This window comes from Streptomyces sp. NPDC054883, from assembly GCF_053610645.1.
In genome coordinates, this window is sequence record NZ_JBSGYT010000009.1 from 115,702 (window position 1) to 128,030 (window position 12,329).

The following is a 12,329-nucleotide window of genomic DNA, read 5'->3' on the forward strand; positions in this document are numbered from 1 at the left end:
TGACCGACAACGATGATGCGGAGCGCGGGATGATGGTGGACGACCCGGAGGAGGCAAGGCCGGACCCGGTGCTGTTTCCGGAGCTGCGGACGGCAGGAGGCCTCGGAGCCTATTTCTTGACGAGGTCGCGGGAACTGGCTGCCGGGCCTCTGGAGGTCCGCGAGGTAGCGGGGAGGAAGCGCCAGCTGTACGGGATGTTCCCGGCGCCCGGTGGGGAGTTTCAGATTTCCCTCGGAGGCGTGCGCAGGGTCTTCCTCGGCCGGATCTGGGGGCGTGGGGTACAGCTCGCCTCGGGCAAGACGGAGGACCTCGACGCCATGGTGCGTGCGGTGTCGCTGTGGTCCTCCGGGGCACGGCTCGGTGAATTGGCATCCGCCTTTCCGTTCATGGAACTGGCGGAGCTGGCCGAGGCGTACGAGGAGGGCAGGGAGGTCGAGGCGGCCTGGGACCGGCTGGAGGGCAGTGCGGATCCCCGCATCGCCGCACTGGCGCACGAGGCCCGTCTCGTCCCCCGGCTCGCCGCTCTGTTCCCCTACCTGACCCATTCCGATCTCGGGTTCAGCCGCACGACGGGATATCCGTTCACCCGGGATGCTCCGGGCATCAGGCCGGCCGGGGAGAGCGGATACACCGTGCTCCTGCGGGACGGCTCGGTGTCCGAGGCGGATTCGGCTCGTGCCGCGGTGGCGATGGTGGCCGGGGAGCTTCCGGCGTCCTACGGTCCGGCCGTCGCCGGTACGGCGGACGATTTGTCCGACGACTGAGCCATCGGACCCGTAGCCGCAGGCCGCCCGCCCCGCGATCTTTCGCACGGCGGGCGGCCTGCGCGTTCGCCGCCAGGATTGTCGCCCAGCCCGTCCGCATCGAAGGCGGCCGCTGTCGCGCTCAGGCCGCGGCGGGCGACAGGCGCCGCAGCAGCTCCAGGCGTTCGCGGGTCTCCTCGGCCATCGGCAGCGACGCCACCAGCCGCGGGCCCGCCGCCGGGCCCAGCCACAGGTTGGTGTGTTCCACGTGCGGCAGTCCCACGTGCTCGTTGCGGATGAACTTCGTCTTGCCGGCCGGGCCGACCACCTCGTGCCGCGCCCACAGCTCCCGGTACTCCGGCGAGCGGGCCTCCAGCCGTGCCAGCAGCGCCTACCACGCCGGTTCCGTGGCTCTATAGACGACAACTGGGCTCTTACAAGATTGATGTGCACCCCTCCCCAGTCGTGGAACGCTGCGGGGCCGAAATTCGAGAGCTCGTAGCAACTGGTAGCCGCCCGGACGGTGGGGTGGACCTCACGTGCCAGAACGTCTTCCAGGGAGCTCGGAAGCGGGCCATGTTGGGCGGCCCAGCTCTGGAGGGTTTTGGCCGCGTCGTCCCGGGTGTTGGCTCGGTAGGCGTCGACGGTGACCTCGTGCGTCCAGTACGGGCCATGGCGCGTGCCGTCCGGGTCGACGCCGCCTCCCGCGTAGTCGTCGCGGAACTGGACATTGGCGATCAAGGCCGCGATCACGTCGAGATCACCGGGAGAGTCAGAGGGGAGCCGGAACCTCTTGATGTCGATCCAGCGGTAGCCGGTTGCCGGACAGGACGCCGGGGGAGTCAATGGCAGCGCCCTCGGCCGTGGCGTCCGCGGCTGCCAGGCCGGCGCCGCCGGCCAGGATGGCAGCGGCTGAGGCGGTAACCTACGGCCTTTGCGATACGCGACATCAAAATCTTCTAGTGAATGTGGACCTGCCGCAGGGAGTAGGGCACGTGCGACCCTTCAAACAGCACGGGCAGGCAGCCGGTTACGGCAGTCGGGCCGGATCGGTGACCCGGGCCACCTCTTCAGTCGGAGGCTCCATGCCTTGGCGTCCTACCTCACGCAGCTCGCCGACAGCGACGGTCAGAGCACGGCCGCCGACGCCGCGTACGAGAAGGCGCACCCTGCGATCCTCGCCTGCACCCAGAGCGGTGCGGCCGAACGAGGCACGAACGAGCTGAGTCTGGGCGACCTCAAGGCCATGCAGCGGAGCTGACCGACGCCCAACGACGCCCACGGACGACTCGGCCGTGAGCGTCCTCATCTCCGCCTTGGCGGCCCGGCCCCCGCCCGAGCGGCGCCCCTGCCCGCGTACGCTCCCCCGACCCCGGCGTCTGTCTCGACGCCAGGGCCGGGGGCTTTGGTGCGGGGAACGTGGCGGATGCACGCCCGACCGAGGGAGTCAGCCTGCGAAGTCTTGGGTGATGTAGACGGTGCCGTCAGCGGCTTGGTCTATACCGACTCCGACCAGCTTGTAGTTGACGGTGGGCGGGGGGTTGTAGCGCGAGATGTCACCGTTGGAGTAGGGGTTCTTCGGGTCATCGGGGTCGCAGCCCATGATGTTGTACTTGTGGCCCCACTTGGACCCCTCGTCGTGGTTCACCCAGTCGTCCATCGCCTTGTCGAAGGTGTCTCCCTTGCCCCAGTGGACGTTCTCCCCCTGGGCTTGGGCAGCCGATGCGCCCAGGTCCCCGTGGATGCGCCCGGTGGTCGCGCCGCCATTCGTGTCCCAGGGCAGCGAGCCGTCACTGCCCACGTGACCGCGATTCTCGGTGCCCGTAGCCGTGAGGTTCGGGTTGCCGGCCAGGTCCTTGCTGTGGGCGCGCGCGGTTTCCGTGAGTTTCGGATCGGCCTTCAGCGGGACACACCCGAACTTTTGACGCGCACTGTTGATCAGGTCGAGGAACCGCTGCTCCTCCGAGGGTGCGGGCGGATTCTGCGGGTTCGGCTGGGGTGGGGTGCTTCCGCCGGGCACGGCAGCACTGTCCTGTGGTGCGATGTTGAACGGCTGGTTGGACCAGGCTCCGTTCGGGCCGCTGTCCCACCAGGTCGACCTGATCGAGCCGTCGGGGCCGATCCAGAAGACGTCCAGGTGGCCGTCCCTCTGCGAGACGGAGGAGATGCCCGCATTCAAGGCAGCACTGTCCCGGGGTGCGATGTTGAACGGCTGGTTGGACCAGGCTCCGTTCGGGCCGCTGTCCCACCAGGTCGACCTGATCGAGCCGTCGGGGCCGATCCAGAAGACGTCCAGGTGTCCGTCCCGCTGCGAGACGGAGGAGATACCCGCATTCAAGGCGGCGCTGTGCCGCGGTGCGATCTTGAACGGGCTGTGAGTGGACCAGGCGCCGTTCGCCCCGCTGTCCCACCAGTGGGATCTGACCGAGCCGTCGGGGCCGATCCAGAAGACGTCCAGGTGTCCGTCCCGCTGCGAGACCGCGCTGATGGCCGATTTGAGGGCGGCGCTGTGCCCCAGGGTGATGTTGAACGGCTGGTTGGACCAGGCGCCGTTCGGACCGCTGTCCCACCAGGTCGACCTGATCGAGCCGTCGGGGCCGATCCAGAAGACGTCCAGGTGGCCGTCCCTCTGCGAGACGGAGGAGATACCCGCATTCAAGGCAGCACTGTCCGGGGGTGCGATGTTGAACGGCCGGTTGGACCAGGCGCCGTTCGGACCGCTGTCCCACCAGGCCGACCTGATCGAACCGTCGGGCCCGATCCAGAAGACGTCCAGGTGGCCGTCCCGTTGGGAGACCGCGCTGATGGCCGAGTTCGGGACGGCACTGTTTGCGGGGGCGATGTTGAACGGCTGGTGTTTGGCCCAGGCGCCGTTCGGGTCGCTGTCCCACCAGGTCGACCTGACGAGCCGTCGGGTCCCACCCAGAAGACGTCCAGGTGGCCGTTCCGCTGGGAGACCGCGGCTATACCCGACTTCAAAGCAGCGCTGTTCGGTGGGGTGATGCTGAACGGCTGGTGTTTGGCCCAGGCGCCGTTCGGGTCGCTGTCCCACCAGGTCGACCTGATCGAGCCGTCGGGTCCCACCCAGAAGACGTCCAGGTGGCCGTTCCGCTGGGAAACGGTGCTGATACCCGTCGCCCCGTCGGTGTTCGGCGCCATCGTCTGCCAGGTGCCCGGCCGGATCGGCTGGATATTCGTAACGGCCCGCGCGAAGGGGCTTCCCGTCAAAAGGAGCAGCCAGACCGTCGTGATCGCGAGGACCCAGCGCGTGCTCGCGTGACTCCGGGGCATGTTGCCCCTCCTAAAGGTTGGCGAATAAATCAAAGGGGGAATGTTCACCTGCCATTCCCCTCGCCCAGTCCGCGGCATTTCGGAAAGCCGCTGCACCCAACAACCACGATGCCGCATTCGGCACAGGTTCGCCCACCGGGCCGGAGCGACCTACTCTGCGCCGGCCAGTCCCGTCCCGTGAGGTCGGCGCCGTCTCCGGGCCCGGCCTGAACCGTACCGACTTCGATCAGGTGGTGCGGCTGGGTTGGCTGTCCCCGGTCGCCTCGGTGGAGGTGGATTACAAGCGGCAGGGCGGGGTGACCACGGTCCCTCTGTACGACGCCCGGGACGTCGCGCTTTTGGAGGTGGTCCGGCCTTCGGTGGACTGGCGAGCGGTGCGCACCGTGGCGGCGGGCCGACGTTCCCCCCTCGCCGCCCTCGACCCGATTGCCCCGGGCGCTGATCGGGTGTTCCTGGCGCAGGTGGCGCGGATCGCCCGGGTGGGCCGGGCGGCGGTCGTGAACTGGCGCCGCCGGCATGACGACTTCCCCGACCCGGTCGCCGGCACGGACGTGCACCCGCAGTTCGACCGCTCCCAGGTGGTCACCTGGCTCCTCGCCCACGACAAGATCGGAATCCCCACGGGGCCCACGGTCGCCTCACTGGTGCTGGCCGGCCCCGACGGCGCCACACACAGGTTCCGGCTCGATGACCCGTGGCTGACCCTGGCCGACGACGCCAACGGGGAGGACGTGTTGTCCGGCTGGTCCACCGACACGGACGAGGACACGGTGGCGGAGCTGGCGGCCGACGAGTTCGGGGCGTCGCTGCGCCGGCTGAACGCGCCGGTAGCGGCCAGTTGGCGGTCATGGGGGAGGTGCGGGTGATGGACCGGTTCCGTTCCGGATCCGGTGGCCTGCGCCCCACGCTCACCTGGCCGGCCGGCCGGCCGGCCGGCCTGCGGGGCGCCGCCTCGGCGGGATCGGTCGGCGTGGAACGCCACGCGGTCGCGTACGCCGGCCCGGGGGAGGCGTGCGCGTGCAAGCGCCACGACTGCGGGGGAGTCGTTGCCCGTCTCCTGGTGTCGGGAGCACGGGCGGGAGGTCGGGCCGGTGATGGAGTGGCACCCGGGAGGTGGAATCCGCTGCACGCAGCTGTCGCGCCAGCGTATCGGCGCCATGACTGCGGCCGCCGCCGGCTGCGCCCGGTGAGCCGGCCGTACGGGCGGCACCGCGGGTTGCGGGGCTTGCCCATAGCCGGCCAGGCATGCAAGAGGCGGGCGACCAACCGGTCGCCCGCCTCTGTGCTGTGCGGCTGGTTCAGAGGATCGCGTGCTCTGTCGGCTCCGGCACTGCGGCTGCCGGCAGGCCAGGGGCCTGCGGTGCTCAGTACTCGCCGTGCTGGTCCATGTGGTGGTGCTCGGCCTTGTAGCGGTCTTCCTTGTCATCGCCGCTCTTGTTGATGCAGACGTTGCCGAAGGCCGGGTTGAGAGCACCGACGACGTTGACGGTGTTGCCGCAGATGTTGATCGGGATGTGGATGGGGACCTGGACGACGTTGCCGGACAGCACGCCGGGGGAGCCGATGGCGGCGCCTTCGGCAGTGGCGTCGGCGGCGGCCATGCCGGCCCCGCCTGCCAGGACGGCACCGGCGGCGGCGGTAACGGCTACGGCCTTCGCGATACGCGACATCAAAATCTCCTTGGCTCTCACAACTTGCCGGGCAAAACGGCACGGACGACGCACCCCACAACGCCCCGAGCCGCCCACCCGTCACGGGCAATGGGCCGAACCAGTGACCCCAAACCGGTGTGGCAGTGGCACCACAGGCGCCGCACTCCTCTGACACGGCCCCACAACGCCCCCAGCATGCCCATGCCTGCCTCGGCAAGGGCGCGGTAACCGGCGGCCCACCGCTCGCCGGTGGTGGGTGAGACCTGGAAGCGTCCGACGGCCCGGCGCAGCGACCGACCGTCCTCGATCACGCAGCGCTGCAAGGCACAGCCGTCCGATCTCGATACAGGAGGCGACCTACGACGCTCGGCATGGGTAGGGGGTTACGCCTCGACCAGGCCCCACCTTGGCAAGACCGACAGTTTGGGCTTCCGTTTCGGATCATCGTGCGGCCAGAATGCTGCCTGCTCAGCGAGGTGGTTGAAGTCGCTGGTCTCTGACGTCGCCAGAGCGCCCCGGTTCGCTCCGGGTATCGCTGTCTCACCGGGTTGCACGACGCACGACCGGGCATGCCAACGCATCGCCGAGCAGCCAAATATGGCCGATTTCCTAGACCCATTTCTACCCTGGGACATCACGCGCGACCCTAGCCTGGTCGAGACCCTAATCCCAAGCCCAAGAGGTACATATGGCCGACAGTGAAACAGAGCCCACCGCCGACGTCGTTGGGGAGGGAATCCAGCAGGTCCCCCTGGTGATCCCTGTAAAGGTGGTGCCTGCTGCGGCCGAGGCTCGCGACGCCCTGCTACAAGCCATCGGCAAGGAGGCCGAGCATCTCGCGGAGAGGTCCCAGGGTCAGGCGTCCAAAGCGTTGGAGGAGCTTGCCCGCGCCTACGCCTTGGTGATGTGTGACCCGACGACAGCCACGGCGGGTCCAGCGAAGGTCAACGCAAGGTACGCCAGCGCCGACCTCTCGGGCTTCACCGGCTCTGTCGTCTACGGCTTCGGTGAGCAAGCAGGCGCGAATTCAAACGTTCAGGCGTTCGGGGCCGGGGGAACATACGTCAACGGGCCTCTTGGGCTTTACGCGGGGTATTTACCAAAAAAATAAGGGTGAGGAGTAAGGCACCTGCCACCGGGGAGGCCTTGCCCGTTATCGGTTAACGACGGCCGCTGCTTCTGCCTCGAAAGCCCCCGGAGCCGTGGCCGATTCCTAACAGCTAGCCTCGATCTTGCGTGACGGTCCGTCGGATTCTCTGGCGGCCCGCTTCGTCTTGTGAGGCGCGTGGTGGGCGGGCTGGTGGACCGGCTGTCTCGTCGGGTGGGCGCCGGGTTCCACTTCCACAACCCAAGATCACTTTGACGACAGACCCTGCCGCCTAAGACTCCCTTGCATGCGCGCACCAGGTCCGGCCGGAGGCTGGAACGGCTTCCTCGGGCACACAGGACAGCCCGCCGGCATGTCCTCGTTGGAGTGAGTAGTGGTGTCCTGTATGCCGGGTCGCCTGTTGGCCGTCTGGGTGCCCCGGAGGGGTCGGTTACTCAACCGGCCGGCCCGAGCGCCCCTGGCCTTGAAACGGTGGAGCCCATGCACAGTCGTACCGCCCGATTCCCCTATCGCGCCCTGACAGCCGCGGCCGCCTTGGCCGTCGGCAGTCTCCTGGCCCTGCCCGCTCCGGCTGGTGCCCATGCACCGGCCGGAGGGAAGTTCGAGCGCGAGGCCAGTGGTGCTTTCACCTCGCCTCGCATCCCGGCCGGCGCCAAGGTCACGATCACCGCCATGGGCGCGGGCGGGGGCGGGGGCGGCGCCTACGGCGGTGGCGGTGGCGGGGGCGGTGGCGGTCGGGTTGTCTGCGAACTGAAGAACTTCGCGGGCGGCACCATCGGCGGCTTCGTGGCCGGTGGGGGCGGAGGCGGAAAGTTCCACAACCGTGCCGGGGCGAACGGCGCCGGCGGCAGCGGCGCCACCGCCGCCACTACCGGGAAGTCCGGCGCTGGCGGTGTGGGCGGCCAGGGCGCCACCCCTGCGGGCAACCGCGCCGGCGAGAACCCCGGAGCAGGCGGCACGGGAGGAGAACACAGCGCCGACGGCAGCGGCGCGGGCGGCGGTGGAGGCGCAACCACCGTCGACGGGTTCGTCACCGCCGGCGGTGGGGGCGGTGGCGGAGGCGGCGCATCGCGAGGTGGTGGCGGTTGGGGTGGCGGCGGTGACTTCACCGACCGGTGCAACCTGCTTGGCGAAGTCACCGCCGGCAACAAAGGTGGCAGCGGCGACGGCCACCGGGGCGGCTCCGGAGGCAACCGCGTCGGCGGTGACGGCGGCGGCAGCGGCAGCGGCTACAAAGAAGGCGGCGGCGACAACGGCAGGCGTGGCGGCGGAGGCGGCGGCAGCCTCTTCGGCGCCGCCGGCGGAGGCGACGGCGGCCACGGCCACATCACCATCACCTGGACCTAGAGCAGAGACCGGCGCCGGACTCCTCATCCGCATCCGAGAAAGCACCGCAGTCGTGACCCAGGATGTCGAGTCCAGCACCACTGACCCTTCCCGTGGCAGAACGACCTGACGTTGCGACGAGCGTGGAAGGAGCACCGGGGCAGCGAGGGTTATGGAGCGTACGGGTGCGCTGTGGCTGGCGCCGAAGGGCTGGCTGGACGACCTCCTGGTCGAGCGGAGGCCGGCCGCGGGCCGGCAGAGATGTTCGTCCCGCAGACCCACGCACCGGGAAGCGATGCGGAGGCCGACTTCGGGGACGTCCACGGCCGGGTGCCGGGCGGCTGGTTCGACGGCCCCGCCACGCGATTGTCGTGGCGGGTCCGTTGGGCGTGCTTCAGCGCCCGGGCGTTGCACCCATCGTTGATCCCGTCTCAGTCAGGTAGTTCTGGGTGGTGAGGGACATGACGTTGGTGTTGAGGGACAGCATGCGCCCCGAGGGGGTGGCCGGGTCGGCGACCACGGTGGTGCCGGCGGTCACCAAGGCGTAAGCCTGGGCGAGGTCGGCGAGGGCCTTGCCTGGCCGGGCAGCTTGTCCGCGAGGTGCTGTGCTTCCTGGGCGATGGCCCGCAGCAGCGCGTCACGGGCACCGACGCCGGCGGGGACCTCGACCGGATTGATGTGGATGGGAACGAGCTGGACTCCGTCGGGGGCGGCCGGGACGGTCGCTTCGTCGCTGCTGGTCACAAGTACTCCTCGTTGGGCTATCGACAGGCTGGATGCCAAGCGAATCCGATCAGTCACGGTGAGCGATAGAGCGATTTCCGGTCACCGGCTCCGGCCCCCCGGCCAAGGCTGGCTGATCAGGGATCTGGACCTGGGCAACGGCAGCCGCGCTCGCCGGTACAAGACGGGGCGCCGTAACGGACAGGAACCAAATGACAAGTGGCTGAGCGCACTCATTACGCGCATAGTGTGATGAACCGTCAAGGTTGCCATGCCATGGATACTGAGATGAGCATGACCTGCTGTACTGGGCCGGTGGACGCAGCCCTAGCCACTCTGTTGGTCGGCATTGCAGGTGTTGGCGGAACCGTGACATCGGGTTACCTGGCCCAACGCACATCCCTTCGGACGCTGAGTCGCGAGAGTGAGCGCCAGCGCTTTGACAGCCTTCGCAACTGCTACATCGGTGTCAACAGCGGGGCTCGCAGCTGCCGTTACGCGCTGGCTGACTACGTCCAGGCCATGGCGACCGGTACCTTGACAGACGAGGTGCGCCAGACCGCCGCCACCGCCATGAGTGTCCACCGGGTCCAGTTTGACGAAGCGCAAATGCTCGTCTCGGACACAGTGCTTGACGAGATCCGCAGCGTGAACGACCTGATCAGCATCATCTACGGGTTGTTGCGACGCATCGATTGTGGTGTCCCGCAGCCAAACGACACCGTTGAGCAGGCCAAGCGTCTACTGAAGGATTTGTGGACCCCGCTGAAGTCCATAAGGGAGGCCATGCGCCTAGACCTCGGCGTAGGTGAGACGCACAAAGGGAGCGGTCATTGATCAAGGACAACTTGGCGTGCAAACCTCGATCGTGTACTGGGCCGCCGCGCACGCTGAGCTGAGAGGTCGTTTTCGTCCGATGTTTCATCCCGGGATGGGTTGTTCAGTGTCGTTCTTTGGGGCGCGCCAGGAGATGGTGTTCTCGCTGGTGATGCGGCGGGCCATGAGGTCGGTCATGGGGAGGTGGATGACGGCGTCGGAGCGGGTGGGCAGGGTCTCGTAGTCGCGGGCCAGGCGGCGGTGGAGCATGAGCCAGCCGTAAGTCCGCTCAACCGCCCAACGCTTCGGGATGGGAGTGAAACCCCTGGTCCCGGGCTTGCGGGCGGTGATCTCCATGTCGATGCCGAGGGTCGCGGCGTGCTCGACGAGGTGCTGGCGGTAGCCGCCGTCGACCCACACCTTGCGGATGGCGGGGTGTTCGGCGGCGACCTGGTCGAGCAACCGGGTGCCGGCGACGGAATCCTGCACGCTCGCTGCTGTCACCAGCATGGCTAGCAGGAGGCCGAGCGTGTCGGTCACGATGCTCCGCTTGCGTCCCACGATCTTCTTCCCGGCGTCGATGCCCTGGCCGGCAGCGGGGACGCTGGTGGAGGTCTTGACGCTCTGGGCGTCGATCACGCAGGCCGTCGGCTCCGCGCCCCGCCCTTCCTTCTCGCGCAGCAGCTGCCTGAGCAGGCCGTTGAGCTGGGCGAACACGCCCTCATCCGCCCACTTGGCGAAGTAGCCGTAGACGCTCTGGTGCGGCGGGAAGTCATGCGGGAGGTAAGCCCATTGGCAGCCGGTGCGGTCTACGTAGAGGATCGCATTCATGATCTCGCGCAGGTCATGCCGCGGCGGCCGGCCGAAGTCCAGAGCCCTGCCACGGCGCTCGAAGCGCCACGCGGACAGCACCGGTTCGATCAACTCCCAGCGGGCATCGGACGGATCACTCGGATACGGGCGTCGCATTGTCATGGTTCCTGCGTACTGCCGCGGACCGAGTGCGCCCAGGCGCACAGCTGCGACACCGGAAGCACGCGGGCCGCCCATGGCTGGACATCCTGAGATGAGACAGGAACAAGAACCAGCCCGCCCCACCCGCCACCCCACCCGCTCCACAGGCACCGACTCCACCCATGGTCACCACCGCACCGCGACCAACCGCCTCACGAAGCACAACAGAATCCTGCAATCCAGGGTAAAACGACCTCTAAGAGGTCATCTCATTTGGGTGCTTGGGTAGGCTGTCGGTCGTGGCGGGGATTGTTGAGCGGCTGGTGCCGGATGAGTTGTGGGTGCTGTTCCAGCAGGTGGTGCCGGAGGCGCCGTCGAGGCCTCAGGGCGGTGGCCGGCGCCGGCATGGTGACCGGGAGGTGCTGGCAGCGATTGTGTTCGTCGCCACTTCGGGCTGTACCTGGCAGCAGCTGCCTGCGGCGTCGTTCGGGCCGTCGGGGGCGACAGCCCACCGGCGGTTCACTGAGTGGACGAAGGCGCGGGTGTGGGTGAAACTCCACCGCCTGGTCCTCGATGAGCTCGGTGCCCGTGGCGAGCTGGACTGGTCCCGCTGTGCGATCGACTCGGTGAACATGCGGGCCTTGAAAAGGGGACCTGACGGGTACGAATCCTGTCGACAGGGGTAAGTTCGGATCGAAGATCCACTTGATTACCGAGCGGACCGGTCTGCCCCTGTCCGTCGGAATGTCAGGGGCGAACCTCCAGGACAGCCAGGCCCTCGAACCCCTCGTCCGCGGTATACCGCCCATCCGCTCGCGCCGCGGCCGCCGACGGCGCAAGCCTGGCAAACTGCACGCCGACAAGGGATACGACTACGCCCACCTGCGAAGATGGTTACGTCAGCGCGGCATCACACACCGCATCGCCCGCAAGGGCATCGAGTCCTCGCAGCGACTGGGCCGCCACCGCTGGACCATCGAACGCACCATGGCCTGGCTCGCCGGCTGCCGCCGCCTACACCGCCGCTACGAACGCAAGGCCGAACACTTCCTTGCCTTCACCAGCATCGCCTGCATCCTCATCTGCTACCGAAGGCTGACCAAATGAGATGACTTGTTACTCGGCACCTATTTGGAGGGCCTGCGGGCACGGATCGGTGCGAGAGGGTTCGAGGCGGTGATCCGGGCTGCTGACGCGACGTGCGCGCTGTTGGCCGGCGGGCATCCCGCTCTCTTGGCCGGCCCCGACGGCGAGGCTGACGGCTTCGGTTCCGACTTGCAGCGTGAGTACCTGGCGTTGCTGGCCGTGTTGATCACCGGCCGGTGTGACCATCGCCTGGTGCGCCTGCCGGGCGTGGACGGGTTGCCGGGTTGGGCGGTGGTCGAGGCGTACGTCGCGGACGACGGGGCCGCGTTGGACGCGTTGTGCCGGCAGATCACGGTCCGGGCCCGGGCGGGCGCCCAGAGCGCGCTCGCGCTGGAAAGCCTGTGGGATAAGGATCGCGACTGAGGCCCCACCCCGACGGGCCGTCATTCCCTTGCCACGTAAACGCCTGGACTCGGCAAGCCCGAGCAGCCCGCTCTGGCCACCATGGACCGGGGCGCCGTGTACCGGCCGCAGCCCGGTCGGCGTACGGCCGGGCAGCGGGTGCGGCCTCCGGAAGAAGTGCAGTGTCATGCCGCCCGTGAGGCGGGCGCCGAGCCCGGGGTTTGATCG

15 protein-coding genes and 2 pseudogenes are annotated in these 12,329 nt (G+C 68.4%); 9 read left to right on the forward strand and 8 right to left on the reverse strand.

Annotation, left to right across the window (positions count from 1 at the left end; translation table 11 throughout):
* The first annotated feature begins 239 nt into the window (after positions 1 to 239).
* Positions 240 to 764: a DUF6193 family natural product biosynthesis protein gene (locus tag ACWGH1_RS09830; protein WP_453352854.1), complete on the forward strand. Its 525-nt coding sequence runs from the start codon at positions 240 to 242 to the stop codon at positions 762 to 764.
* A 121-nt stretch (positions 765 to 885) separates the two neighbouring features.
* Here the strand turns inward: ACWGH1_RS09830 and ACWGH1_RS09835 are convergent.
* Positions 886 to 1,149, reverse strand: a pseudogene (locus ACWGH1_RS09835) (MmyB family transcriptional regulator); the annotation flags it as partial.
* A gap of 366 nt (positions 1,150 to 1,515) precedes the next feature.
* On the reverse strand, positions 1,516 to 1,647 hold the full coding sequence (locus tag ACWGH1_RS09840) for a chaplin family protein (RefSeq protein ID WP_453357184.1): 132 nt from the start codon (positions 1,645 to 1,647) through the stop codon (positions 1,516 to 1,518).
* A 186-nt stretch (positions 1,648 to 1,833) separates the two neighbouring features.
* On the opposite strand from ACWGH1_RS09840, the gene ACWGH1_RS09845 reads away from it, so the two are divergent.
* The gene (locus tag ACWGH1_RS09845; protein ID WP_453357181.1) at positions 1,834 to 2,004 is read left to right on the forward strand and encodes a hypothetical protein; all 171 of its coding nucleotides are present in this window, start codon (positions 1,834 to 1,836) and stop codon (positions 2,002 to 2,004) included.
* 186 nt (positions 2,005 to 2,190) lie between these two features.
* Here the strand turns inward: ACWGH1_RS09845 and ACWGH1_RS09850 are convergent, their stop codons facing one another.
* Positions 2,191 to 3,402 (reverse strand): CAP domain-containing protein, encoded by a 1,212-nt coding sequence (locus tag ACWGH1_RS09850; RefSeq protein WP_453357182.1) that lies wholly within the window; start codon positions 3,400 to 3,402, stop codon positions 2,191 to 2,193.
* A gap of 342 nt (positions 3,403 to 3,744) precedes the next feature.
* Here ACWGH1_RS09850 and ACWGH1_RS09855 point away from each other — a divergent pair, with 342 nt between their 5' ends.
* On the forward strand, positions 3,745 to 4,023 hold the full coding sequence (locus ACWGH1_RS09855) for a hypothetical protein (RefSeq protein WP_453408588.1): 279 nt from the start codon (positions 3,745 to 3,747) through the stop codon (positions 4,021 to 4,023).
* A 244-nt stretch (positions 4,024 to 4,267) separates the two neighbouring features.
* Positions 4,268 to 4,900, forward strand: a complete 633-nt coding sequence (locus ACWGH1_RS09860; RefSeq protein WP_453357753.1) for a hypothetical protein — start codon at positions 4,268 to 4,270, stop codon at positions 4,898 to 4,900.
* A gap of 498 nt (positions 4,901 to 5,398) precedes the next feature.
* On the opposite strand, the gene ACWGH1_RS09865 is transcribed toward ACWGH1_RS09860, so the two are convergent.
* Both ACWGH1_RS09865 and ACWGH1_RS09870 read right to left on the reverse strand, forming a co-directional pair.
* Positions 5,399 to 5,704 carry a chaplin gene (locus ACWGH1_RS09865; protein ID WP_453408589.1) on the reverse strand — a complete coding sequence of 102 codons (306 nt, stop codon included), beginning with the start codon at positions 5,702 to 5,704 and terminating at the stop codon, positions 5,399 to 5,401.
* Between the two features lie 182 nt (positions 5,705 to 5,886).
* Positions 5,887 to 6,009 (reverse strand): annotated as a pseudogene (locus ACWGH1_RS09870) (IS481 family transposase); the annotation flags it as partial.
* Between the two features lie 365 nt (positions 6,010 to 6,374).
* Here ACWGH1_RS09870 and ACWGH1_RS09875 point away from each other — a divergent pair.
* Positions 6,375 to 6,797: a hypothetical protein gene (locus ACWGH1_RS09875; RefSeq protein ID WP_453357517.1), complete on the forward strand. Its 423-nt coding sequence runs from the start codon at positions 6,375 to 6,377 to the stop codon at positions 6,795 to 6,797.
* Between the two features lie 477 nt (positions 6,798 to 7,274).
* The gene (locus ACWGH1_RS09880) at positions 7,275 to 8,141 is read left to right on the forward strand and encodes a hypothetical protein (RefSeq protein WP_453408590.1); all 867 of its coding nucleotides are present in this window, start codon (positions 7,275 to 7,277) and stop codon (positions 8,139 to 8,141) included.
* Between the two features lie 373 nt (positions 8,142 to 8,514).
* On the opposite strand, the gene ACWGH1_RS09885 is transcribed toward ACWGH1_RS09880, so the two are convergent.
* Positions 8,515 to 8,661: a hypothetical protein gene (locus ACWGH1_RS09885; RefSeq protein WP_453355398.1), complete on the reverse strand. Its 147-nt coding sequence runs from the start codon at positions 8,659 to 8,661 to the stop codon at positions 8,515 to 8,517.
* Positions 8,655 to 8,864: a hypothetical protein gene (locus ACWGH1_RS09890; protein ID WP_453355397.1), complete on the reverse strand. Its 210-nt coding sequence runs from the start codon at positions 8,862 to 8,864 to the stop codon at positions 8,655 to 8,657. Before ACWGH1_RS09890 ends, ACWGH1_RS09885 begins: the two co-directional genes overlap by 7 nt.
* Positions 8,865 to 9,119: 255 nt before the next feature.
* Here ACWGH1_RS09890 and ACWGH1_RS09895 point away from each other — a divergent pair, with 255 nt between their 5' ends.
* Positions 9,120 to 9,680: a hypothetical protein gene (locus tag ACWGH1_RS09895; protein ID WP_453355396.1), complete on the forward strand. Its 561-nt coding sequence runs from the start codon at positions 9,120 to 9,122 to the stop codon at positions 9,678 to 9,680.
* Between the two features lie 84 nt (positions 9,681 to 9,764).
* Here the strand turns inward: ACWGH1_RS09895 and ACWGH1_RS09900 are convergent, their stop codons facing one another.
* Entirely contained in the window at positions 9,765 to 10,634 is an 870-nt protein-coding gene (locus ACWGH1_RS09900) for an IS5 family transposase (protein WP_453355395.1), read from the reverse strand.
* A gap of 269 nt (positions 10,635 to 10,903) precedes the next feature.
* Between ACWGH1_RS09900 and ACWGH1_RS09905 the strand changes: the two genes are divergently transcribed.
* A protein-coding gene (locus tag ACWGH1_RS09905) for an IS5 family transposase (protein ID WP_453355400.1) occupies positions 10,904 to 11,720 on the forward strand; the annotation gives its coding sequence in 2 pieces (ribosomal slippage) (positions 10,904 to 11,262 and positions 11,261 to 11,720; 819 coding nt in all).
* A 6-nt stretch (positions 11,721 to 11,726) separates the two neighbouring features.
* Positions 11,727 to 12,122 (forward strand): hypothetical protein, encoded by a 396-nt coding sequence (locus ACWGH1_RS09910; protein WP_453355394.1) that lies wholly within the window; start codon positions 11,727 to 11,729, stop codon positions 12,120 to 12,122.
* The last annotated feature ends 207 nt before the right edge of the window (positions 12,123 to 12,329 follow it).

What these genes read in the sequence shown, in the direction of transcription:
- ACWGH1_RS09865 (WP_453408589.1), bottom strand. Translation starts at nt 5,704, where the DNA reads ATGTCGCGTATCGCGAAGGCCGTAGCCGTTACCGCCGCCGCCGGTGCC.
- ACWGH1_RS09875 (WP_453357517.1), top strand. Translation starts at nt 6,375, where the DNA reads ATGGCCGACAGTGAAACAGAGCCCACCGCCGACGTCGTTGGGGAGGGA.
- ACWGH1_RS09895 (WP_453355396.1), top strand. Translation starts at nt 9,120, where the DNA reads ATGGATACTGAGATGAGCATGACCTGCTGTACTGGGCCGGTGGACGCA.
- ACWGH1_RS09880 (WP_453408590.1), top strand. Translation starts at nt 7,275, where the DNA reads ATGCACAGTCGTACCGCCCGATTCCCCTATCGCGCCCTGACAGCCGCG.
- ACWGH1_RS09855 (WP_453408588.1), top strand. Translation starts at nt 3,745, where the DNA reads ATGCTGAACGGCTGGTGTTTGGCCCAGGCGCCGTTCGGGTCGCTGTCC.
- ACWGH1_RS09900 (WP_453355395.1), bottom strand. Translation starts at nt 10,634, where the DNA reads ATGACAATGCGACGCCCGTATCCGAGTGATCCGTCCGATGCCCGCTGG.